The organism is Bdellovibrionales bacterium (assembly GCA_016716765.1).
GTDB lineage: Bacteria > Bdellovibrionota > Bdellovibrionia > Bdellovibrionales > UBA1609 > JADJVA01.
Genome location: JADJVA010000004.1, coordinates 119743 through 142787, shown reverse-complemented (window position 1 = coordinate 142787; position 23045 = coordinate 119743). Strand labels below are relative to the sequence as shown.

22 protein-coding genes are annotated in these 23045 nt (G+C 46.6%); 14 read left to right on the top strand and 8 right to left on the bottom strand.

Annotated elements, in window-relative coordinates; all coding sequences use genetic code 11:
• Together IPL83_01820 and IPL83_01815 are read left to right on the top strand one after the other, a co-directional pair.
• Entirely contained in the window at positions 1-2163 is a 2163-nt protein-coding gene (locus IPL83_01820) for a tail fiber domain-containing protein (protein ID MBK9037890.1), read from the top strand.
• The gene (locus IPL83_01815; protein MBK9037889.1) at positions 2160-3857 is read left to right on the top strand and encodes a hypothetical protein; all 1698 of its coding nucleotides are present in this window, start codon (positions 2160-2162) and stop codon (positions 3855-3857) included. Before IPL83_01820 ends, IPL83_01815 begins: the two co-directional genes overlap by 4 nt.
• A 22-nt stretch (positions 3858-3879) precedes the next feature.
• Here IPL83_01815 and IPL83_01810 read toward each other — a convergent pair whose 3' ends face one another.
• The gene (locus IPL83_01810; GenBank protein ID MBK9037888.1) at positions 3880-4269 is read right to left on the bottom strand and encodes a hypothetical protein; all 390 of its coding nucleotides are present in this window, start codon (positions 4267-4269) and stop codon (positions 3880-3882) included.
• 266 nt (positions 4270-4535) lie between these two features.
• On the opposite strand from IPL83_01810, the gene IPL83_01805 reads away from it, so the two are divergent.
• The 9 genes from IPL83_01805 to IPL83_01765 all read left to right on the top strand — a co-directional run bounded on the left by IPL83_01805 (position 4536) and on the right by IPL83_01765 (position 13489).
• Positions 4536-5291, top strand: a complete 756-nt coding sequence (locus tag IPL83_01805) for a viroplasmin family protein (GenBank protein ID MBK9037887.1) — start codon at positions 4536-4538, stop codon at positions 5289-5291.
• Positions 5292-5588: 297 nt separating this feature from the next.
• Positions 5589-6233 (top strand): hypothetical protein, encoded by a 645-nt coding sequence (locus tag IPL83_01800; GenBank protein ID MBK9037886.1) that lies wholly within the window; start codon positions 5589-5591, stop codon positions 6231-6233.
• Between the two features lie 30 nt (positions 6234-6263).
• Complete coding sequence (locus tag IPL83_01795) at positions 6264-7595, top strand: hypothetical protein (protein ID MBK9037885.1); 1332 nt, start codon at positions 6264-6266, stop codon at positions 7593-7595.
• The gene (locus IPL83_01790) at positions 7580-8689 is read left to right on the top strand and encodes a hypothetical protein (GenBank protein MBK9037884.1); all 1110 of its coding nucleotides are present in this window, start codon (positions 7580-7582) and stop codon (positions 8687-8689) included. The genes IPL83_01795 and IPL83_01790 overlap by 16 nt, the downstream gene beginning before the upstream one ends.
• Positions 8686-9324 carry a hypothetical protein gene (locus tag IPL83_01785; protein MBK9037883.1) on the top strand — a complete coding sequence of 213 codons (639 nt, stop codon included), beginning with the start codon at positions 8686-8688 and terminating at the stop codon, positions 9322-9324. The genes IPL83_01790 and IPL83_01785 overlap by 4 nt, the downstream gene beginning before the upstream one ends.
• Before the next feature lie 135 nt (positions 9325-9459).
• Positions 9460-9990 carry a thermonuclease family protein gene (locus IPL83_01780; GenBank protein ID MBK9037882.1) on the top strand — a complete coding sequence of 177 codons (531 nt, stop codon included), beginning with the start codon at positions 9460-9462 and terminating at the stop codon, positions 9988-9990.
• Positions 9987-11804 carry an ABC-F family ATP-binding cassette domain-containing protein gene (locus tag IPL83_01775; protein ID MBK9037881.1) on the top strand — a complete coding sequence of 606 codons (1818 nt, stop codon included), beginning with the start codon at positions 9987-9989 and terminating at the stop codon, positions 11802-11804. The genes IPL83_01780 and IPL83_01775 overlap by 4 nt, the downstream gene beginning before the upstream one ends.
• A 138-nt stretch (positions 11805-11942) precedes the next feature.
• The gene (locus IPL83_01770) at positions 11943-12905 is read left to right on the top strand and encodes a hypothetical protein (protein MBK9037880.1); all 963 of its coding nucleotides are present in this window, start codon (positions 11943-11945) and stop codon (positions 12903-12905) included.
• On the top strand, positions 12902-13489 hold the full coding sequence (locus IPL83_01765) for a hypothetical protein (GenBank protein MBK9037879.1): 588 nt from the start codon (positions 12902-12904) through the stop codon (positions 13487-13489). Before IPL83_01770 ends, IPL83_01765 begins: the two co-directional genes overlap by 4 nt.
• A 56-nt stretch (positions 13490-13545) precedes the next feature.
• Here the strand turns inward: IPL83_01765 and IPL83_01760 are convergent, their stop codons facing one another.
• Together IPL83_01760 and IPL83_01755 are read right to left on the bottom strand one after the other, a co-directional pair.
• Positions 13546-14127, bottom strand: coding sequence for a hypothetical protein (locus IPL83_01760; GenBank protein ID MBK9037878.1), 582 nt, complete (start codon positions 14125-14127; stop codon positions 13546-13548).
• 20 nt (positions 14128-14147) lie between these two features.
• Positions 14148-14297 carry a hypothetical protein gene (locus tag IPL83_01755; GenBank protein MBK9037877.1) on the bottom strand — a complete coding sequence of 50 codons (150 nt, stop codon included), beginning with the start codon at positions 14295-14297 and terminating at the stop codon, positions 14148-14150.
• Positions 14298-14519: 222 nt separating this feature from the next.
• On the opposite strand from IPL83_01755, the gene IPL83_01750 reads away from it, so the two are divergent.
• The 3 genes from IPL83_01750 (at position 14520) to IPL83_01740 (ending at position 17395) form a co-directional block, all read left to right on the top strand.
• On the top strand, positions 14520-15821 hold the full coding sequence (locus IPL83_01750) for a class I SAM-dependent rRNA methyltransferase (protein MBK9037876.1): 1302 nt from the start codon (positions 14520-14522) through the stop codon (positions 15819-15821).
• 534 nt (positions 15822-16355) lie between these two features.
• The gene (locus tag IPL83_01745; protein ID MBK9037875.1) at positions 16356-16781 is read left to right on the top strand and encodes a hypothetical protein; all 426 of its coding nucleotides are present in this window, start codon (positions 16356-16358) and stop codon (positions 16779-16781) included.
• A gap of 2 nt (positions 16782-16783) precedes the next feature.
• Positions 16784-17395, top strand: coding sequence for a PadR family transcriptional regulator (locus tag IPL83_01740; GenBank protein MBK9037874.1), 612 nt, complete (start codon positions 16784-16786; stop codon positions 17393-17395).
• 371 nt (positions 17396-17766) lie between these two features.
• Here IPL83_01740 and IPL83_01735 read toward each other — a convergent pair whose 3' ends face one another.
• Genes IPL83_01735 through IPL83_01715 form a run of 5 tightly spaced genes read right to left on the bottom strand, consistent with a single transcriptional unit; the run spans position 17767 to position 23024 of the window.
• Positions 17767-19143, bottom strand: a complete 1377-nt coding sequence (locus tag IPL83_01735; GenBank protein MBK9037873.1) for an amidophosphoribosyltransferase — start codon at positions 19141-19143, stop codon at positions 17767-17769.
• Entirely contained in the window at positions 19127-21343 is a 2217-nt protein-coding gene (purL, locus tag IPL83_01730) for a phosphoribosylformylglycinamidine synthase subunit PurL (GenBank protein MBK9037872.1), read from the bottom strand. Before purL ends, IPL83_01735 begins: the two co-directional genes overlap by 17 nt.
• Before the next feature lie 45 nt (positions 21344-21388).
• Positions 21389-22051, bottom strand: a complete 663-nt coding sequence (gene purQ, locus IPL83_01725; GenBank protein ID MBK9037871.1) for a phosphoribosylformylglycinamidine synthase subunit PurQ — start codon at positions 22049-22051, stop codon at positions 21389-21391.
• Positions 22048-22290, bottom strand: a complete 243-nt coding sequence (gene purS / locus IPL83_01720; GenBank protein ID MBK9037870.1) for a phosphoribosylformylglycinamidine synthase subunit PurS — start codon at positions 22288-22290, stop codon at positions 22048-22050. Before purS ends, purQ begins: the two co-directional genes overlap by 4 nt.
• The gene (locus IPL83_01715) at positions 22287-23024 is read right to left on the bottom strand and encodes a phosphoribosylaminoimidazolesuccinocarboxamide synthase (protein MBK9037869.1); all 738 of its coding nucleotides are present in this window, start codon (positions 23022-23024) and stop codon (positions 22287-22289) included. The genes purS and IPL83_01715 overlap by 4 nt, the downstream gene beginning before the upstream one ends.
• Positions 23025-23045: the final 21 nt, after the last annotated feature.

Genomic DNA, 23045 nt, shown 5'->3' with positions numbered 1-23045 from the left:
ATGGACCGTTTGTTGATTGGCCGCTCAAATTATCGTCTTTTCTCCTATCTCGTCGCGCTTAATTTCGCTGGCACATTGATCTTCTCAACCTCACTTGCGAGCGAAGCTCCCTCGGGGCTGGTGTATCAAGGGCGTATCATGAAGCCTGACAACAGTCCGCTAGAAGCGGTGAGTGTTCTGTTTGATATCGAAGTGTACAGTCCCGATGGCGCCTGTCTTCTTTTTGAAGAAACCCATACGATTAGCATGGTGGGTTCAGGCGGCTCCTTTTCTCTCACTCTTGGCACTGGAACTCCGATTGGTCCCTCCTATTTTGTAAGAGAAGTTTTCTCAAATACGGGCACATTCACTGGAGCTGGGTCCTGCTCCTATTCTCCTTCAACTGGCGATAGTCGCCGGATCAGAGTTACTTTTGACGAAGGCGGCGGCCCCGTCGCATTGCAAGATCAAATCGTTCAGAGCGTCCCCTACGCCCTTTATGCCTCAAAACTCGAGGGCAAAGGCAAGAGTGATTTTTTGCAGATCAATACGACAACATCTGCGCTCAGCCAGGCAAACGCAAACTCACTTTTTCAAAATGCGACCTATACCGAACTCCTGGCTTTGGCTGCGGGCACCTCCACTGTCTTTGCGAAGAGCGTAGATCTCCCTGTATCAAGCGGCGTTCTGAACCTGAGTGGAGCTGGACAGGGCGTGAGAGTGCTAGACGTGCCTGCCGGCGGCGACTATGCCGTCAATAAAAATTATTCCGACGGAAAAATTGGTGGAAAATCAATCGATGCCGCGAACTTCGCAGGCCTTGCCAACGGTGAATCCGTGAAGTGGGACACGACAGCCAACAGCGGCTTGGGCGGTTGGGTTCGCTACACTCCAGCGTCAACAAGCGGATTTGTCGTGAACGGAGGGCAGGCCGGAGCTATTACAATCGGAGCGAACGACGCTTACGGAGTTGACTTTAAGACCAACAATATAACTAGGCTGTCACTTTCAAGCACGGGCGATGCAGTATTCAGTGTAACAAATTTTTCAGCAGGAAGTTCGAACACTGTGACGGGTTCTTATTCTGCGGCGATTGGCGAAGGAAATACGGCTGGGACAAATAGGTCTTTCGCTGTTGGAAGCAACAACACAGCTACCAATGGTTATTCGGTAGCTATGGGGGCAGGGAATAGCGCCACCGGTACGAATTCGTTCGCCGTCGGCTATTATGGCACAGCATCAGGAGATTACTCTCGAACAATTGGGATGTACTCTACCGCCGCATCCTATCAGCAGATAAGTCTCGGCAGCTATAATTTGCCAACAGGAACTGAAAATTCATCGTCATGGGTGGGTACAGATCCATTATTGGTAGTCGGCAACGGCACAGGGTCTGGCGCATCAAGATCCAACGCCCTCATGATCTTGAAAAACGGCAACGTGGGGATTGGCTCTTCATCCCCCTACAGTAATCTTCACATTTCTCACCCAGGCGGTACAGGTCTAACCAATCCGGCTGAGTTTCGCCTCCTCAACTCCACAATCCAGGGAAGCTCACAGATAATATTGGGAGAAACCGACTCGGTAGGCGAATACGATGGAATGAAAATACGCTACCACAGCACGAGCGATGGACTTTACAATGCCCTCCAAGTGCTCGGCCACTATACAGGTGGCGATACGAGCGTTCATCTCTCCATCGACCGCAATAATGGGTACGTGGGAATTGGGACATCGACGCCCAGTGAGGTTCTAGAAGTAAATGGAAATGTAAAGGCCACGAGTTTTATTTCAACTTCAGATGTGAGATTAAAAACAGATATTCAACAAATTAAGGGTCTGAGTGCAATTTTGAAACTTCAGGGACTGCAATACCGATGGAAAAATACAGGCGAAGGTGACGCCGGGGTTCTCGCTCAAGAAGTGGAAAAAATATTTCCCGATGCAGTTCGAACAGATCCCGTAACAGGTTATAAAGGCGTTAAATATCTGTACTTGATTGCGCCCCTCATTGAGTCGGCAAAGGAACTTTATGAGATGTGCAAAACCAATGAAACACTCACGACACAGCAAACTCTCGAACTGGCCAGTCTCAAAAATGAAAACTCTCACCTAAAAAGCAAACTTGAGAATCTAGAAAAACGGCTTCAAGACCTTGAAAAGAAATTGGGAATTTATCAATGATCAGAGCACAGAAGTGCATTTTTACAGTACCAAAAGCGATGCTCACCATGCTCTTGTTTTGTTTGACACAAGTTGGCTATGCTGCCATCAGCGTGGACGACAGCACAGTACCTCGTGTGTCGGCCGTTCAGGCGAGCTTTGTTGACCTGACGTCGGAAAGCTTTACTCCTCCAGCCAATTCACTTTTGCTCGTTATGGTCAGTGCAGACTCCCTTGCTCTAGCCGACGCCTCTGTATTAGTGACCGACACGCAAAACCTCAGCTGGAGCAAAATTGGCGAAGCAGATCCCGGTACAGGAACCACTCAAAGTGGGCATTCGAGTGCCTGGTACGCCAACGCTTCGACCAGTACCAGCATGACGGTGAGCGTTCGGCGCACTTCTCAAAATGAAGGAACCGGTCGCCTTTCTTTTAAGGTCTATATCGTCACAGGCCACGACCTTGCGCAACCAATTGGGACTTCTTTTTCTGGAGGCGATACAACTGCTGATATGACGTCCAGCCTCTACACGTCGACAGTCGACAATTCAAGAGCCTTTGGCGTTGCGACCGATTGGAATGCCCTCGGCCTTCCTACCTCATCTGATATCGAAGACGCGGCAAATTTTTCCGGGCAAATTTCGCCAATTTCTGTTTACAAAGCGACAGACACTGCGCTCGCTGGAACAGCCGTATCAATAAACTTTAACCCTTCAGGAGTTGGGCTTGCCGAATTAACTTATGTTGCCTTTGAGGTACGACCCTCAGGAGCACCCTCGTCAACTTGTTCCTCACCCGCAGGAGTCGGCGGCCAATTGCAGTGGATTTCAGGAGACAGTAAAATCAAGTATTGCAGCAGCGGAACCTGGGTTGATGCCAGCCACACTACGGGAGCTAGCTGCGTCGGCACGACAGCAGGTACGATCAATTACTCATCAGGTGATCTTCGCTTTTGCAACGGTACCAATTGGATCAGCATGAAAGGCTCTTCACAGGGCTCTTGTTCAGGAACCACCGCTGGTACCACGCATTTTTCAGCAGGTAAATACCGATTTTGCGATGGAACGAACTGGTTTCAAATGGGTCCCTCAGAATTCGCTTTTAGGCAACTTCAAGAACAGTGGGTCACGGCGAATACGGATACAGTTTCAACTGGAGTTTTTACCTCATCTACTAACCCCCACAACCTTTTGATCTGCTGGCTAAGTTACAATAGCGCGACAGAAAGCATCTCAAGCATAACCGACACGCTTGGAAATACATATGCCAAGGCCGTGGGACCCCTGACCGGCACCGGCACGATTGCAGGCTACAGGCAAGAGATCTGGTATGCAGCCAATACAATTGGTGGAGCAGGCCTTAACGTAACCGCCACCTTCAGTTCAACATTCAATGCCTCTAAGGATATTTCCTGCCATGAATATTCTGGAGCAGCCACATCCAGTCCGATTGACCAAGTTGTCGAAGCCACTGGAACTTCGGCGAATGCAACTACCGCCAACATGACGACTACCTCCGCGAACCAAATGATATTTTCAGCAATTATTTACGAGGGAACAGGAACTGGTGGTGCTGGTCACACCCAACGTTCATCTCTTCACACTAACTGTTCGCAAGATCGCATTGTCGGTGCGGCGGGTTCCTACAATGCGAGCTTCACGAACCTCGGAACCGAAACATGGGCCGCGCAGGCCATCTCTGTAAGACCTCAATAGAGCAAAATCACCTGATACAGGTTCAATTGAGCCTAGATTTCACTTTATATGTCGCGGTTGAGCTGCAGGTCACAGTTCCTGACTCAGTTGTGCAAGTCGGTGTTCCACAACTGACAGAAATGATCTTATTTTCTTTGTTGTCATTTCTGAATTCCACTTTCCAATCATCACAGGCTTTCTTCCAATTCTTCTTTGCCTCGCGATTCATGGTAGCTCCTTCACCCTGAACGTCAGAGGTACCTTCGGCCAACTCCCACTCTGCGTTGCTTTTCTTCTCGCCCGCCTTAGCCTTGCGGATCTCAATTGTTGTGTCTTCTGCACCGGCACTATCGATATCCTTCACATCGATACTCTGAGCAACAGAAACGGTCATCGGCAAAAAAAATAAAACTGCAAGTAACAAAGCCTTCATGTTAGATTCCTTCTTTTCTAGCATCTCTCTCATCTTTATTCTTTAGACTCTTGGGCAAAAATCCACACAGATCAATCCACGAATCCGAATTGCAATAGACATCCCTTGTCTCCCTGGATATGCTGAGCCGGCCCCATTTAAGATGATAGTTAGGCTCCTCTTCTGCTGTCCAGAGTTTTTTTGCCAAATTCTGCGTTCACGCTGACAGGATGCTACATACTGATGCTACATACTAAAGATCCAATCGACAGAGGAGGCTTAAGTCAATGAGTGGAAATCTAGATTTCTCAAATACCATACTTCTGTTCTCCGATGGGGCCTGTTCCGGAAATCCTGGCCCTGGAGGATTTGGCACAATCATTGTGACCCCAGATGGACAAGTCGAAGAACTGGGTGAACACAACCCCTCTACCACAAACAATCGCATGGAGATGGTTGGGGTTCTGCGAGGACTCCAAAAGATTAAGAACTTGACGGGTGATCTCTGGGTACTTACGGATTCCACTTATGTTATCCGAGGAATCACTCAGTGGATCTGGGGTTGGAAAAAAAAGAATTGGATCACGGCCGAGGGCGCCGACGTTGCCAATAAGGACCTATGGGAACATCTCGATCAAGAGGTCAAAGCCCGGCTTGCAAGAGGAAAAGTGGAATGGAAATACCTTCGAGGGCATCAAGGAAATCCGGGGAACGAACGATGCGATGAAATTGCTGTGAGTTTTTCAAAAAAGAAGAATCCAGATTTATTTAAGGGCACACTGCTGGCTTACCCGACTGCGATCTATGATCTTCCTGATGACCTTTCGCTACCGCCCATGAAACCAAAAACAGAAAAGTCACCGGCTTACTCCTACCTCAGCTATGTTAATGGCAGCCTGAAGAGACATAAGACTTGGCCAGAGTGCGAATCACAAGTGAAGGGTCGCTCTGGAGCTAAATTTAAAAAATCCACTTCACGAGACGATGAGCAGGAAATTGTTGTCGCCTGGGGATTGGATCCCAGTGTCCTGGACAGCCTGTAAGTCATGATTTTTTAGCCTACTTGGGCTCTCTAGGTAAAACTCAAGGTTTCGGCGATACCATTGAATTGACTGTAAAGACCTGCACTTCGCCAAACAGCCATTTTACGACCGTTTTTTTTGTAGTCACCTGAAGTGCAATATTCTTGCACAGCTGACTAGATCTTAAATCAAAAGTCTATCTATAAGTACTTTGGGTTGGCTCGAGCCTTGCTCTTTCTATAGTAAGGTTGAATAAAATTGGTTGGATCGACTTTAAGACATGAGCCTTGCTCAAATAGAGACAGGAGAGACCTTAAGATGTTAGTCATTTTAAGATACAAAATGCAGTTATTCGCGATTCTCGTTCTCAGCGCCCTAACAGGCTATGGAGTCGCCTGCGCACCCAATAGCTTTAAAGCCAAAACTTTGCTTGAGACACCGGATAATCCAATCTCATTTCGAGACAGTTTAAACTCCTGCAGCTTTTCGGACTCAACTACTTTGTCAAACATCATCAAACAGAAATTTGCTATCAGCAGTGGCGACATTCCAATGGTTGACGATAAGGGTAATACAAAAAAAGATATCTCTTGCGGAAATGGCCAAGTGGCAGCTGACTGTTTTTACCTCAAAAAATATCGTTCGGACTTAGGCGAGTCAGATCTGGCAAAGGGACTCCTCGGCAATTCAAGCTGTTCTCCAACGAAGTTTAGGATTACGACAGAGCTATTTATCAATGCCTGTCAATTGGCTCTGAAAATGCCGGAAGTGAAGGATCGACTATTTCCTCTCGGTGTTGGCAATTATGACTATCTCTATCTCACGTTCATAGGGAGACATCCAGAAATCGTGGAGACGACTGTTCTCAAGAGTCTTCAAGACAACTTTGAGGACGAAACTAAAAAAGCAGTTGCGGCCTGTGCTGCAGTTGCAGGCAGTCTAGAGTCTTTGACAATAATGTAGGGCGATTTAACTAAATAAGGCAGAGATCAAATGAGTAAGAAATCTTATGTTTCTCGGAGAGAGTTTATAACAAGAGCCAGCCTGGCCCTCGCTGCAACGGGACTGGCTCCCCTAGATTCACTTGAACTCGCACAGCGCTTAGCCAAAAAATACCTGCCTTTGGCAGAAGCACAGGAATCGGGATCTCCTACAAGAATTATTGAAATTGGACTGCGTGCTGGCGTACCACTCATTTATCTGGGCACGGGCAAGGAATTCAAAAGTCTCACAACACCTCGCTACCCAAACTGCCCCTTTTCTGGCAATGCACTGACAGACTCTGGAAATAATCTGCACCTCAATACAAGCACGGCCGCGCTCGCTCCCTACGCTGCGAACATTGCCATCACTCAAGGCATTGCAAACGAAGATGGGCACACCGACCTCTTTTCTTACAGAAAGGGAGGCGGAGGAAAAAATAAAATGTCACCAATTATTGAGGTCGTTAGCAGAAACAACTCTTACTCTTTGATGAGCGGAGTCCAATTCGGTGATGGTGTCACGAGTAACACTCTTGGTAAACCAGATCTCCAAAAGGTCAATACCGCAACTTTTTTTGATTATTTTAAAAAACCCACCCTTCTCGTGCAAGAATCCGAAGCTGATATTATTGCCAAGGCCTCTCGGGATTTGTCACGAAAACAGGCGCTTCTTTTGGAGCGAGCTCAAAAAAATGCTATCCCGGTGGCAAATTATCACAGTGCGGCCGTCTCCCTTATGACAACTGATTTCAGTTCTGTTTTAAATCTCGACGGAATTCCTTCTGGCCTGACAACTGGAAGAAAGGGCGGATACGCCGATTCAGCAAAGGCACTGGCAATGACTCTCAAGGCAATGAGCTTGAATTTGATTAATTCCAGTCTTATCGCAATCAATACCGGGGATTGGCATGGGTTTCAATCAATTGGATCAAACCCGGACTTCCCATCAGAAATGGCCGCAATCTTAGCAGCGACGATTGATTTTCTCAAAAAAACTCCTGAACCCGCCAGCACGAAGGCTGAAACTTTATGGGACACCACGCTCATTGTTGTGGGTTCGGAATTCACTCGAGGGATTAGCCCCATCGGAAGCGACAACAGTGACGGAGCAACTCAAGGAGTTATGCTTATCGGAAAAAGAGTTCGCGGCGGATACTATGGAGGCTTCACTCTTAGCGAAACTGGAAATGCCGCGGGCATGGCCCACGGTTTTGACTTGGCAACAGGAGAAACCACGCCGAACAAAACCGTCACCAACGAAGGCGTCTATCACACGACAAACGCTCTTTTGGGAAATTCAGAGTTTGACCTTAAGAAGGTGTTTAAATGCATGATCGGATAGGCACGCAAGCTAAAGGAATAAAAGGAATCAAATTATTTTATTTGATATTTATTCCCATTTTGCTCGCCTCCGGTTGCAACCGATACTATGCCCATGAGATCATCGACCCCTCCGAAGCAGCTTTGGACACCCGTTCTCTTAGCGAAAAGCGAATCAAGGCCCTAAAAAATCTCCAAGTAACCCTGGTTCGAAGACTGCCGACGGACGACGAATTAAAGCTCGCAGAGTCTCAAGAGGGCTTTTTAAAAGTCCTTCAAGAAACTCTCAACTCTGAGGATTTTCGTGCCTCAACTCTAGCACTCGCGATAAATGATTTTGAAATGGGGGGCACAGCCAATGGAATCAATTACAGCGAACCTGCAAACTTAGCAACTTATCTGATCGTCAACAACTTGGACTACAGACAACTCCTTTTAGCTGATTACTGCATAAACGACAGTTTCGCCAAAGTTCAATGCTCCTCCTTTGCTTCGGAGAGCCAATCTCAAATGTACGCCGCAGGGGCCCTGACCACTCAGGGATTTCTTGAAAAATGGCAGAGCGCATTTAATTTTCGGAGAACCTCCAAGGCATTCAAGGCCTTTGCATGCCGTGCCTATCCAGACGAAGTAGACACCGGACTTGCTCCAGAACAACTTTCAACCACAGTGAAGCAATTCAATTGCACCGACTGCGTTCCCAAGTGCTACGACTGCCATCGAAACATGAATCCCCGGGCATCATTGTTCTACGCCTTTGATCGAAAGGGCAAATTCAACACCAATCCGAATTCAAATCCTCAGGCTGGAGAAATTACCGTAACTGATACTGGAGTCGCGTCAACCGTGGCTGACTTGTTAGTTTCTGGAGCGAAACCCGTTTTTCACGGCTACGAACTCGCCAACCTCAAGGATTATGGAAGCCGTTTGGCTGAGAGCGATGAGTTCAGCAAGTGCACGACCCAGCGAATTGTCGGTCGGCTCTTCGGATTGCCGGCAGACAAAGCCCTGCCTCCAGATCTGGAACACTTTTATCAAGGCCTCAAAGAAGATGATTTCAAATTAAAAGATTTCATTTTGAGAATCGCCACGAGTCCGGAGTTTCTTGGCCGATGAATAGGTATAGGGATTTTATTATTCCTTGTTTAATCTTAATCACAAGCCTGATGATTTCCATTCACCAGGGCTGTGCGCTCAATGGAGCTTGGCATGATCAGTCCTCAGAGGACTCGAAGGTTCCTGATTTTTCTGATTTGTTTCAACCTGACCCAGCGATACCGATCTTTTCGTCACTATCGGGAAACGAAATAAAAGCGGATCAGGATGTGATTTTTGTTTACGGAGGTTTTCTCAAACCCTGGGTTGATGCAATTTGGGATCATCAGTTTGGCGATGGCTCTAAATTTTGCACGCAAGAAACAGCCCCTAATTTGAAATCTGCCACTTTTCGATGTAGCAGTGAAGGAGAATTCACCGTATCCCTATGGGTGAGATATGAGGATGGGGGAACAGATAATTTTTCCTTGAGTTACCAGGTTAAGAAGGATCAGGGAGAGCCTCCTCCACCTGTCGATGGCGCTGCCCTTTACGCAAGCTACTGCGCCTCTTGTCACAAGGTCTTGGGGCAAAGCACAAAACGCAGTAGAACCTCGCAACAGATTCGCGATGCTATTACCAATGTTGTGACTATGAATAATCTGGCTAACCTCACAACGGAAGAAATCGACGCCATCGCCAAAGCCCTCGAGTAATCGAGCAATCAAATCATCGAGTCATCTAAAAATCAAGGAATCGACTCCAGCACATTTCTTGAATACAATGCGGCTTGAACATTGAGACCAAGCTCAATAAAGTCAGGCACTCTTACTCGTATGAGGGCAATCAACATGAGAACACAGCGCTTGCTTCTGGCCGTCTTATTGATTCTTACATTCAATCTCTCGATCGCAGCTCGGTCTGCGAGCAAACCAAAGCCGATCGAAAAACTGAGCGGAATCGCCCTCAATTGCCATGACGGAGACACCTGTCGTGTGAAAATTTCTGAAAAAGAAACCAGAAAGATTCGTCTTGCAGGCATTGACGCCCCTGAGATCAAACAGCCCTTCGGAAAGGAAGCTCAAACCTACATCGAAAAATTGATCAAAGATAAGAAAGTAGATCTCGAATGTGAGGGGATGAGCTTTGATCGCCACACCTGTCGAATTCTCTTGGGACCCCTTGACGTTGGAAGAGAAATGGTACTATCAGGTATGGCGTGGGACTCCCCCCTCTATTCAAAGAAAAGGTACACTGAGAACATGGCTATCGCCAAAACAGAAAAAAAAGGACTTTGGCGAGAACCTGCCTCGGTTTCTCCCTATTGCTTTAGAAAACCGACTTCCAAAAACTGTAAAAATAGACAGGAATATATGCCATGATCCTTGTGAACGTTTTTGATCTTCACAAATCCTTCGCGAGCAAAGATCTTTTTGGCGGGATAAGCTTTGGAATCAATGAAGGTGAACGGACCGGATTGGTTGGTCCCAACGGCTCTGGAAAATCAACCCTCATGAAAATCATCGCCGGAATAGCCTCGCCCGACAGCGGACGAGTCACAAAGCGGAAAGGCCTCCGAATTGGCTTTTTGGAACAGACACCCATTTTTGACGAGGGCGAGACAATTCTCTCCTCGCTTCTCAGTGCAGGTGCCGATCCAGACGAATCCTATTCTAAGGCCTTTGAATGGATAGGAAATCTAAAACTCAGCCAGTTTGGAGATGAATTCTTAGTTAAAGATTTGAGTGGAGGCTGGCAGAAAATGGTGGCTCTGGGTCGAGAGCTAATGAAGGAGCCAGAACTCCTGTTACTGGATGAACCAACCAATCATCTCGATATATCGAGCATTCTGTGGCTTGAGAATTTTCTGCGTCAAGCATCCTTTTCTATTTTGATGGTCACTCATGATCGACTGTTCCTCCAGCGAGTTGTGAATCGGATCATGGATCTCGACCCTCGCAATCCTCATCATCTTTTGATTGCAGAGGGAGACTATGCCCAGTACTTAGAAACAAAGGATCTTGAGCTCGCCGCGCTGGCTCGGCACCAAAAGGTTTTGACTAATACCTTAAGAAGAGAAACGGAGTGGCTGAGAAGAGGGGCAAAGGCTCGACAGACAAAACAAACTGCCCGCCTTGATGCGGCCCAAGATCTCAAACAAACGGTTCAGGATTTACAAAAAAAGAATCTTCACCAAAAGGTGAAAATCGATTTTGGCGAAATCGAAAAATCACCACAAAAGCTTATCGAAGCAAAACAAATCAGTAAGTCTTATGGTTCAAAAAAGTTATTTGCTGACTTGGACGTCTTGATTCGACGAAAATCCCGACTTGCCATTCTTGGGGACAATGGCACAGGTAAATCGACCCTGATCCAAATCTTACTCAAAAAACAAGATCCCGATTCAGGATCAGTCTTTCATGCAGACGGCTTAAAAATTGCCTATTTTGAGCAAAGTCGAGAGACCATCGATCCAAATGCAAGTGTTCTAAAAAATGTCTGTCCACAGGGCGATTATGTGAGTTTCCAGGGAAAATTTATTCATGTCCGGTCTTATCTTGATAAATTTCTATTTTTTGGTCATCAGTCCGAGCTCCCTGCCCATCGGCTCTCGGGAGGAGAAAAGGCCCGTTTGCGGCTGGCGCAGCTCATGCTCATAGAGGCCCAGGTATTGGTGCTCGACGAGCCGACCAATGATCTTGATTCGGACACCCTGAATGTCCTGGAGGAGGCTTTAAATGAGTTTCCAGGGGCCCTTATACTTGTCACACATGATCGTTTTTTTCTGGATTCGGTCGCAGACGAGCTTTTGGCTTTCCCTAAACCCGGCTCCTCAAACCCTCAGTTGCTGCGATTCTCAGATTACTGGCAGTGGGAAAATTGGTTCCAAGAAAACCCCTCTGACTCCGTCACCTCTCCTCCCTTTTCTGCAGCAGGCAAAGACCAAGGGGCATCCTCGGGTCCTAAAGTGCGGCTTTCTTACAAAGAAAAATTGGAGTTAGAAAACATGGAATCTTCAATTTTGAAGCTTGAGACCGAACAAAAGCGCCTTGAAGAATTATCCCAGTCGTCCTCAGCCTCCTCAGATAACAAAAAACTCCAAGAAATTTCGAAGGAGCTCGCACAAGTAGCCCTGAAAATAGAGGAAAAATACCAGAGATGGAGCGAACTCTCGGCTAAATCTCTCGTTACATAGCTGCTGCCATTCCCATTCAACCGTCGATATACCCCCTCAGCTGTCAAGCCTAAATCGTCACCTGCTCTTTCGTCATTAATATAAACTATTGTTTTTACTGGATTATTTGATGGACCAAGGCGTGCAATGAAGGATGGCATGAAGCTGAATTCTTCGTTAAAAAACTCTGATTCGGAAGAACGGATTCCCCCCAGGACCAGAAGGCGGGGCTTCCTTGCTCTCTTGAGCCTTAGCATCCTGCTTTACGCAGGCAGTGTCTTATCAGCAGAGATGGTAACAGTGTCGAGTTCTCAGAAATTACGAAAAAGGGGCTCTCCTCGCTCAGGAGCCATCGGGCAGATGGTCCCAGGCAAAAAAGCCCTTTTAATAAAAAACTACCGCTATTGGTCTCTGGTTAACTACAATGGCAAGAGGGGCTTTGTTCGCAAAGATAGACTGATTGCCGCCGAGGACGATAGCTACGCCGAAGAACGCGACAACCTCGATCAAGATTATGAATTGGAAATTCCAGAAGAATTGGAGGCAGACTGTCCAAATTGCCTCACTAGACAATATCAAGATTCTGCCCTGAGAGGGTCAATTCCGCGTGACTTGAGTGATAGGCAAGGAGCCGCCGCTCCCTATGATAATCCAATTCCAATTACGATAAATGTGACCCGTCCGCTCGGCAAAACTCGCAGAGAGGTCTATATCCGGTTCCTGAGGGAATCTGAAGATGAGGCACGTGAATGCCGCAGAACATCTAGCAGTGTCCGTCGAAAAACGGGAGAAAAAATAAGATGTGGAAACCGTTCAAAAGGAATGTGTTATCAGGCCGTTAAAAATGCTCTGGTAGATTCTGGAATGACCAAGCACTACTTACCAGGTAATCACGCCTATGAAGCTCACACCAAGGGATATTTAAAAAGAGCAGGCTTTACAAATTTTATTGGCCGCTACACCGCATACAACGCGCCCGTTGGCTGTGTTTTAGTTTATTCAGGTGGAGAATCAGGACATATTGAAACCAGAACCCGGGGCGGGTATTGTTCAGATTTTTGTAGAAAAAGTCCGATTAGCACGCTATTGCGTAGGAAACTAGTGGGAGTGTATTGCAAATGATTTCATTAAATCAAAAAACCTTGGCTACCTATCTGAGACTCTCAAAGCTTGTTCTCCTGTCCCTATCATTGACCGGAACGGTGGCCTTTGGGCAAACCGCCTCTCCCAAAAAAGTCGCGAAGGATAGAAAACCCTCTTGCTCAACCATCTGCCAACAAGCCTTTGATGCCCGCTCCCGAATTGAAGAGCTCATTAAAAAGCAGAACTTGACTGCCGAATCAATGGCTAAGATGAAATACGCTCCTGATGTTCCTGGACAAAAACTGGCTGAAAAGGAATTGGCCAATATTATTAAGTCTGCCCAAAGCCCAATCACAGAAGACGATCTTGACGCCATCTTAATCGTCTGGTCCGCAGCCGTCGAGTTCGATCCCGGCAATGCCATTGCTCTGAACAATCTAGAAGTTTTGACACCCCTTTTTAATCGTCTCCGAGCCCATATTAAACTCCGCCTGAGAGACCCTAAAAGCCCTGTCACTAAGAAAAACCTTGAGGGAATCCTCTTCGCCTTGGCCATTGCCGAGTCAGAAATTGAGGGAATCGGCAATGACCCTGATCACAAAGTGCTTGAATCAGAAATGTGAAGCGAACAGCAAAGAACGGTTTGAATCTATATCAATTCCGTTTTTTCCCGCTTTACTCACTCCTCTACAAGAGCCAGTTCTTTCAAGATAGTTTCAAAAAGTTCTTCTAATCCTTTGTATTCTTGTTCCGTTGGCTCGCGCTGAACTTTGAGAGCATTAAATATTTTAGTTAGAGATACTTGGGCATTTGAGATAAGCGCCGAAGCGAGGCTGAATACGCCCTTGCCTTGCAAACTCATTGACCCATTTTCCAAATTAGGAAAACTTCCAGTTATCTTTCCGGAAAGAATGGATACGGCCTCTGGAGAAACTGGAGTCAAAACAAGTTCAACTTCTACATTTCCAGTTTCAGTTTCAGTTTTGTTTAATTCGAGGTGATAGAATCCATTTTTATTTACATTGTCGATCACATTTTTTACTGTCTCTTCAAATTGCAAATAGATTTCTCTTGGATTTTGAAGCACTAGCGAAAAACCAGCTGCGGCAGCAACCTGACTTTTTCCGGAAGAGGGGTCTTTGTAGAGCGCTAAATCCATGAAGCCACTTCCTGCTTCCATCGGATCTGGATTTGCTTCCTCCCAACGAGCCTCTACTCTCCCGCCAGTGACCAATTCCTCTGTCCCATTAGGGCCCGCCACATCGTCAAGATCTCCTCGTGTCACTTTGACCAGAATATCGTGGCCTTTTCTTTCAGCTCCTTTTCGATATAGGCATTCACTTTCTCAAGATCCAATGGATCAACAGGTCGAGCCTCAACAGCCACGATCGCGGAAAAAGCAAAAGCACTTAACAAAAGCTTGCGAATCATCTGATACCCCCTATGAACATGTTTTTATTGCCCCTGCACCAATAGCCAATGCTAATTGGGCTTGGTTTCATTCCCCTACCACTTTCATTGCAATCGAAATATTTTCACAGGTTGGCAGAATTGAAAGTAATTCTCTCTGCCAAGTTTGTGAATAAACTTCAGATCCTTCAAGACAGATGGGTTTCTTGGAACTCTTGGGTCCATTGTCATATGGATTTAAGCATGGTAGGCAAGGCCATGGATTCAAAAGTTTGGCATCTCAAATCCAAATCCGATTACCGATTTCGCATGGGACACCCCTGGGCCATGGCCAATGAGCTTCAAGAGAGTCCAAAAGGAATCGAGCCGGGCTCTGCCATTGAACTTCGAGACTCCCGAAATGAATTTTTGGCCTATGGGTACGGAAACCCCCAATCAAATATCGCTTTTCGGGAACTGTCTCGCAAGCCTGCTCCCAGTCACCCGCTCTTTGATCATAATTTTGTCATTCATCGCCTCAGACAATGCCTCGACCTGCGCAAAAAGTTGGGCTGGAATCAGTTTAGTTTTCGACTCATCCACGGAGAAGGAGATCGCCTGCCTGGTCTGATCCTTGATCGCTTCCTGCTCGCAGATGGCATCGGTCAGGTCTTTGTGCTTCAGGCCCACACGGCAGGCGCTCATGCTCTCCTGCCCCAAATAGTTGATAACCTGAAGATCTTGAGCCAGGAAATGGGGTTTTCATGGGAGCAAGTCGGGATTGTGATACGTAACGATTTGGCGGTGCGAAAATTTGAAGGCTTACAACCTGAAGAACCGAAAATCCTAAAAGATCTATCAGGATGGACACCGGAATTGTCAGAAATAGCTGTGGCAAAGACAAATGGCGAAAAAATTATTTTCAGATGTGACCTGCTTCGAGGGCAAAAGACAGGTTTTTTTCTCGACCATGCTAACAACATATCTTTGGCTAAAGCTTATTGCCTTTCTCTGTTTCTAGGCCGCGACGTGCGGCTGTTAGATCTATTTAGCTATGTGGGCCAGTGGAGCACTCAGTTGGGAGTCTCCCTTGCACAAGCCGACGCTAAGGTGAGTCTCTTCGCTCAAGATGCTTCAGAGGGAGCCCTTCAAAAAACCAAGAGCAATTGGGAAAGACATGGGCTTGCTGGTGAGACATTAAAATCAGACATCTTGCAGGATCTTAAAAATTCGAAATCAGAAAGTTATGACATTGTTGTTTGCGATCCTCCGGCACTGATCAAATCACGAAAAGACCACGGACCCGGAAAACAAGCCTACGTTAAGCTGAATCGTGAAGCCATGCGCCTGTTAAAACCAGGGGGTCTATTTATCACCTGCTCTTGTTCAGGACTTTTAACAGAAGAAGACCTCCAAGAAGCTCTTCTCGGGGGAGCTCGGAAAAGCCAAAGTAGATTTCAATGGATCGCTCGAGGTTCTCAATCACCCGACCATCCTGTTCGCATGGAATTTCCAGAAGGTCGGTATCTGAAAATGTGGATCGGGATTAAGGAATCGACGCAGTAACAATCAGAAATCAGACAAAACCGGCAAATAGGAATCACTTGAACGGGCCCACTTGATTGTTGTTCCAAACTCCAAGGGCGCCTGACTGAAGCAAATCTCAGGAATTCAGGATCTTCAAACATGCGTCCGGCAGCAGCGCTCACGTTGTGAGCACTGCACCAAGCCGAACTCGATCCTGAATTCCTGAGATTTGCTTCAGTCAGCTCCCTGTGTCTTTTGGACACAACAGAATCACCGAAGGCTTGCAGGCCAGCCGCTGCGTTAAAATCCAGACCTTTCTTCTCGAAGCTTTCACTGTCATTTGTCATGATCGCCGGCCAAGGGGAGGCAAAAAAGTTGGATTTGATTCATTATTTTCTCATAATCACATCTGCAAATGCATGGGCCGAACCGGCTACCGGGTAGGCTAACCTGATACGCAAATAATTGCATTGCGCGTCGTAGTCCGCAAATTTTAACTTTTAACCTTTACACTAGTTCACTACTGTACTAGTTACTAGTCCATACATGAACTAGTAACAAACGGAGGAAATTATGATCATTCAAACTTTAACTTTGGGACTAATAATCGGCATGATTCATTTTGTCGTAGTTGGAATATTTTATGGAAATCCGGTTGTGGACCGTATTTATCAGGATGCTCAGAAAATTGAACCTGGGGTGAGGAAATGGCCGTCGAGGGGCAAGTATTTGCTTTTCCAATTCCTTGGAACTCAAATTGAAGTGTTTATCTTAACTCTTGGCTTTTTATGGATACGTCCGCACATTCCTTTCGATGGAATATCAGGGGGGGTAATTCTTGGATTATTGTTTGCTGCAATTCGAGTGTATCCGCGATTTTGGAATATGTGGATTCAATCAACCTATCCAAACAGATTGTTAGGATTTGAACTTGTCGGTGGCATCGTTAGCACTCTGACAATAGTTTGCAGCTTACAATTACTAGCCGGAGGAATTTAACAATGAAAGATTTAAAGACGTTTCCTGATTCTTGTTTTATAGTGCTCTCCATTCTTTCAGAGGGAGAGGTTCATGGCTATGACCTTGAAAAAATGGTATTCAATCGAGGCTTTCGATTCTGGACACAATTGGGGCGATCATCAATTTACAACTCGCTCCGAATGCTTGAAAAAAGTGGTTTAGTGAAATCCAAATTACAGGAAGGTGGAGGGCCAACACGTAAAGTTTTTGCGATTACCAAACCTGGTTTACAGACCTTAAAAAAGGAAGGTTACAAACACTTGGCGAATCCTGCCCACTGGAGGAGCGAAATTGATCTCGGAATTTATGCACTGCCTCTGTTAGATCAACCTGATAGACAAAAAGCCATATCTGAAACTTTAGAGTGCCTCCAGGAAAGAGTCGAGTTCATCAATGAGCGACTCAAATGGTGCCGAGATCGTAAGCTTGAGTTGCCAGCCCTAACCTTTGAGCGCACAGCAGTGATGCTGGAGGCTGAAATTCAATGGCTGAAAAGCACCTTCAAAAAGATTGGGATCCGCCCTTCCGAATTTTCATATGAAGATTGGCAAAATTATGAATATCGCGAGCCACCGAAATCTGATTTGCTTTAATTAATTTACTTTAACTTCATAGGGATTTCTAGTCATTGACAGCTTTCAAACGCCGCTCTTCCAGCTTCTTCCCCGAACCCAATGGGCGTCCTCGCTTGATTTTCTCCTCTCATGATCGCCATTCGAAGTTGGAATCCTTGGCTGGCCCGCAAGCCTTCGGTGATTCTGTTGTGTCCAAAAGACACAGGGAGCTGACTGAAGCAAATCTCAGGAATTCAGGATCGAGTTCGGCTTGGTGCAGTGCTCACAACGTGAGCGCTGCTGCCGGACGCATGTTTGAAGATCCTGGATTCCTGAGATTTGCTTCAATCAGGCGCCCTTGGAGTTTGGAACAACAATCAAGTGGGCCAGTTCAAGAATCACTAATAAAATCAAATTTCGGTTGGATAGGAACCATCAAAGCAAGCGGCACAATATCCATCGCGGCCCGCACCTACAGCCCTCATCATTCCTTCGATCGTGAGGTAAGCAAGAGAATCGGCATCGATGAATTCTCTGATCCCTTCCAGGGACTTCATATTTGCAATCAGTTCATTTTTTTCAGGCGTGTCCACTCCATAGTAGCAAGGACCAGTGGTAGGAGGAGAAGCGATCCTAAAATGGACTTCTTTGGCTCCTGCCTGTCTCACCAAACGGATTATTTTCTGACTGGTTGTTCCCCTGACCAATGAATCATCGATCACGACGACTCTTTTCCCTTTGAGCACTTCCGACTGAGGGTTCAACTTAATTCTGACTCCAAAGGAACGAATACTTTGACTGGGCTGAATAAAAGTTCGGCCAATGTAGTGATTGCGAATAATTCCCAATTCAAAAGGAAGGCCGCTCTTCTGACTATAGCCGATTGCTGCGGGCAAGCCACTGTCGGGCACGGGTATCACCAAATCCACATCGATAGGACTCTCTTCAGCTAGTATTTCGCCCATTCTTTTGCGAGTTTCGTAAACACTCTTTCCGAAGACTTTTGAATCAGGACGCGCAAAATAGACATGTTCAAAAACACACTGAGCGAGATTCTCTGCCTTCTCCCCAAATCTCTCGCTGTGTTCTCCCTCTTTATCTACCCACCAAATCTCTCCTGGCTCAATCTCTCTGACGTATTTTGCTCCAATGAGATCAAAAGCACAGGTCTCAGAGGCCACCACCCAAGAAAAGCCCCCTTCCTCTAAAGGTCTCTGTCCCAACACCAGAGGTCGAAAGCCCAAGGGATCGCGCATGGCAATCAGTTTATCTTGGGCGAGCAAAACCAGGCTGTAGGCGCCCTTCAAGCGCAGAACTGATTCCTTCAAACACTTAATCATATTGCCACTGGGATGGCGGGCCAGCAGATGAAGCAAACACTCCGTATCATTGGTCCCTTGAAAAATAGCACCTAATTTCTTCAATTCACCACGCAAGGCTCGTGAATTGACGATGTTACCATTGTGAGCCATGGCCACCGGACCATTTTGTAGTTCCGCAGCGAGAGGTTGAATGTTGTTTGTCGAATTGGACCCCGTTGTGGAATATCTCACGTGACCTATCGCGGCCGTGCCTTCCAATTTATCAAGAGCTTCGGCAGAAAAGACATCACCGACCAAACCCAATCCCCGATGATGAATTTGGTTCCCACCAGCTGCTAAAGAAGTGATCCCTGCTGACTCCTGTCCCCGATGTTGTTGAGCAAAGAGGCCCAAATAGGCCATACGACCGGCCTCAGGATCTCCCCAGGCTCCAAAAACAGCGCATTCCTCACGCCAAGATTTCAAGATTTGCCTCCCAGCCTCTGGAATAAGCTCGCGCCAACTCATTGATTGGAATATCGATGCTACGGCCGCAGATAACTCTGTCCTCGCCCGTTTCACCTAATTTAAAAAGTTTCACAGATTCCATCTTCGCGTCCTTCACTGCGCTTTTCAAACGCTCTCCGTCAGACTTGCCCACTTCAAAAAGTATTTCATAATAGTGCTCGCAGAATAAGGATTCGGCCTCTTTTCGGGGATTCAAGTACCATTCACCGCCGGCCGTTTTTGCACCGATATTGAGAGGTATCGCCATTCTTGATAAAGCGTAGGCCAATCCATATTTTCCCACAATTCGGGACGACTTAATATATTTCTCTCGACCCAATCGAGTTAGAAATTGAACAAAATCAGCAATTCTATTCACATCGATCTGCCCACGTCCCACCATCGGCTGATTTGTCTTTGCTTCAGCGTACTGACCGCTCAGCTCCAATTGCGTCAAGCGCAAAAGGTAAATGTCATTAAAGGCTCCCACAAAATGAGAAGCCGGAATTTCTACGACGTCTGGACGCAATCCAACTAATCCCGTCGCTGGAGTGGAGGTCACATTGCTATTGAGAGTTTCATTATAAAAACTCACGTTACCGCTTATCACTGGTGCCTGAAGAGCTTGGCACATAGAATTCATTCCTTCAACAGAGGCGACAAATTCGGACATCAATTCTGGTTTTTCTGGATTTCCGAAATTCAAACAGTCTGTGAGCGCCAAAGGTTCAAAGCCTTTAATGGCCAACTCAATGGCGGGATAGGCGACGGCATCAACGCCACCCTGCTTGGCATCCCATCTCATCATGTAGGGACGACAACCCAAAACAATACCAAGGGCTCGACCTGAATCAGGAAGCCTCACCACCGCAACCGAGTCACTGCAATCTCGAACAGTCGCCCCACCCACTCTTTGATCGTATTGACGAAAGATCCAATTTCGAGAAGTGCCCCGCAAATCAGTGAGCGCCTCTACCAAGGCATCGTTAGCATCCTCGACAGAAGACGCAATCCGATCCGTCAGCTTTTCTCGTCTCTGATCAACCCAGGGCTGGTACGGCCTTTCGTAAAGGGGGGCATTATCAACAAGAAGATCAGGATCTATTGTACAAATATTTTCTCCATGCCAGTAAAGCTCAACTGTCGGCTCAGTCTTGATCTCTCCAACAACTGAAGCATCGAGATTCCAACGATCGAAAACTTCTTTTAGAGCTGGGAATTTTGCAGGCTCACAAACGAGCAACATTCGCTCTTGGCTTTCTGAAAGAAGAATTTCCTCTGGAGAAATCGAAGAATCTCTGAGAGGGACCTGATCCAATTTGAGGGTCAAACCAACTCCCCCTTTTGACGCCATCTCAAAACTCGAGCTTGCCAAGCCCGCAGCTCCCATATCCTGGATAGCAACCACAAGATCCTTATCCATAACTTCGAGACATGACTCTATTAATAACTTTTCAAAAAATGGATCACCAATCTGAACCGTCGGTTTTTTTGCGGCACTATTGTCATCAAAGGACTCGCTCGCCATGGAAGCCCCATGAACTCCATCCCGACCTGTCTTGGCTCCAACATAAACAACATAGTTCCCTGGTCCACGAGCTTTTGAATTCACCACCTTTTTCCCTGGCCGAAATAAGCCAAGGGCAAAGGCATTTACCAAAATATTCCCGTTGTAGGAGGAATGAAATTCAGTCTGGCCCGTCACCGTGGGAACTCCCACGCAGTTTCCATATCCAGCTATTCCTCTGACAACTCCATCGATCAAAGCCGGCATTCTCGAAGCCTTCGGGTCTCCAAAACACAAAAAATTTCCCAAGGCAATTGGGCGCGCGTTCATCGTAAAAATATCACGTAAAATCCCGCCCACCCCTGTCGCTGCACCTTGATAGGGCTCTATGTAACTGGGGTGATTGTGGCTTTCCATTTTAAATGCCACGCGCTCTCCCATCCCCAGATCAATCACTCCCGCATTTTCGCCAAAACTCTCGAGGACCCGATCCGTCTTGTTGAAAAATTTCTTTAAGTGAACCTTAGAACTCTTGTAACTACAATGCTCACTCCAAAGCGCAGAGAACAGAGCCCATTCGACTCCTTTTGGCTCACGACCGAGCAGTTCCTTTATTCGCAAGTACTCTTGCTGACTGATTCGGTAACGCTTTAGTTTGGCCGACAATTCCACGTCTTACTCCTTCCACAGATTTAACTATTCGAAATACCATCAGCCCTAGAGCAGGGTCTCAAAAAACTGACGACCCGCTGATCCACCCATCCAATCAAAGAGGGCGCGTTCGGGATGCGGCATCAAACCAACCACATGACCAGCTTCATTCTTCACTCCCGCAATGTCTCCGATTGAACCATTTGGATTTTCTTTATAAGTCCACCAGATCTGTCCTCGATCCTGAATCCTCTTTAAACCATCTTCTTCAATGTAGTAACGGCCTTCACCATGAGCGATAGGGAGTCGGAACAAATTTTGTTCGGTTGGGCGACCCACGAAAAAAGGGCAAGAATTCACCAACTCAAGCCTGACCCAATCGTCGATAAAACGCAAACCCAGGTTGCGAACCAATGCGCCAGGCAAAAGCCCACTGTCGCAAAGAATTTGAAAACCATTACAGATTCCCAAGGTCGGAATCCCTCGTTTAACTCCCTCACGCAAGGAATCCATGACTGTGGCTTTTGCCGCCAAGGCCCCACAACGAAGATAATCTCCGTAACTAAAGCCGCCCGGCAAAACAAAGGCCACAAAATCTTTAGGATCGAATCGATCTTGGTACCAAAGCCATTGTGGAGTTAAGCCCACCGACTCCAGTGCCTGCCAAACATCTCGATCACAATTAGTTCCCAAAAAGCGAAGAATTCCGACTCTCTTGGAAGAACTCATTTCGACACCACCTCTAACTCGTATATTTCAATAAGAGGATTGTATAAAACAAACTCCGCAATGTCCCTTGCTTTGGCTAAGGCCCCTTCCTGAGTTTCATCGTCGATCTCTAGTTGAATGTACTTACCCACTCTGCAGGCCCCTACTCGTTTTCCATGTTGAGAAAGTGTTTTCTCTACAGCCCTACCCTGACTGTCTAAAACTTCTGTTCTTGGCAAAATCTTTACGCCGATTTTCATAACTGCTCCTCCCAGTACCCGGTAATTCGATTGAGAACCTCTAAATAGCTCTCCGCAACCTTGCCCAAATCACGACGAAACCGATCCTTGTCAAGTTTTTCTAGAGTGGCCAAATCCCACAAGCGACAACTGTCCGGAGTGATCTCATCACCCAATAAGATCTTTCCATTTTTATCAAATCCAAATTCGATCTTGAAATCGATGAGTCGAATTCCAATCGCTTTAAAAAAATCACTGAGAGCCTTGTTGACCTCGAGAGCCTTGATCTTTAATTCATTCAGTGTCTCTTGCTTTTCGACGGTCTTGAGCATCAAGGCCTGGTCATCACTCACAAAGGGATCATTAAGTTCGTCCTTTTTATAATAAAATTCTACCAATGGCTGCTCGAGAGCTGTCCCCTCGTCAAGGGCAAATTTCTTGGCAGTGGAGCCCGCCAACCAATTTCGTACCACAACTTCAAGCGGAATAATTGAAAGCTTCTCACAGACCATTTCGCGCTCGCTCAAATCGGCCACGACATGACTGGGAATACCTCGCGATTTCAAATATCGAAAAGTCAACAGTGCAATCCGCTTGTTGACGACCCCTTTTTCTTCGAACGAGCCCTTCTTTTGAGCATTGAACGCCGTTAAGGAGTCTTTAAACTCAATCCACAAAAGATCGTTCTCACCCTTAACCTGAAAAATCCTCTTGGCCTTTCCCTCGTAAAGAAACTCACCTTTTTTATAATTCACTCTTGCCTCCACATTTCTCGA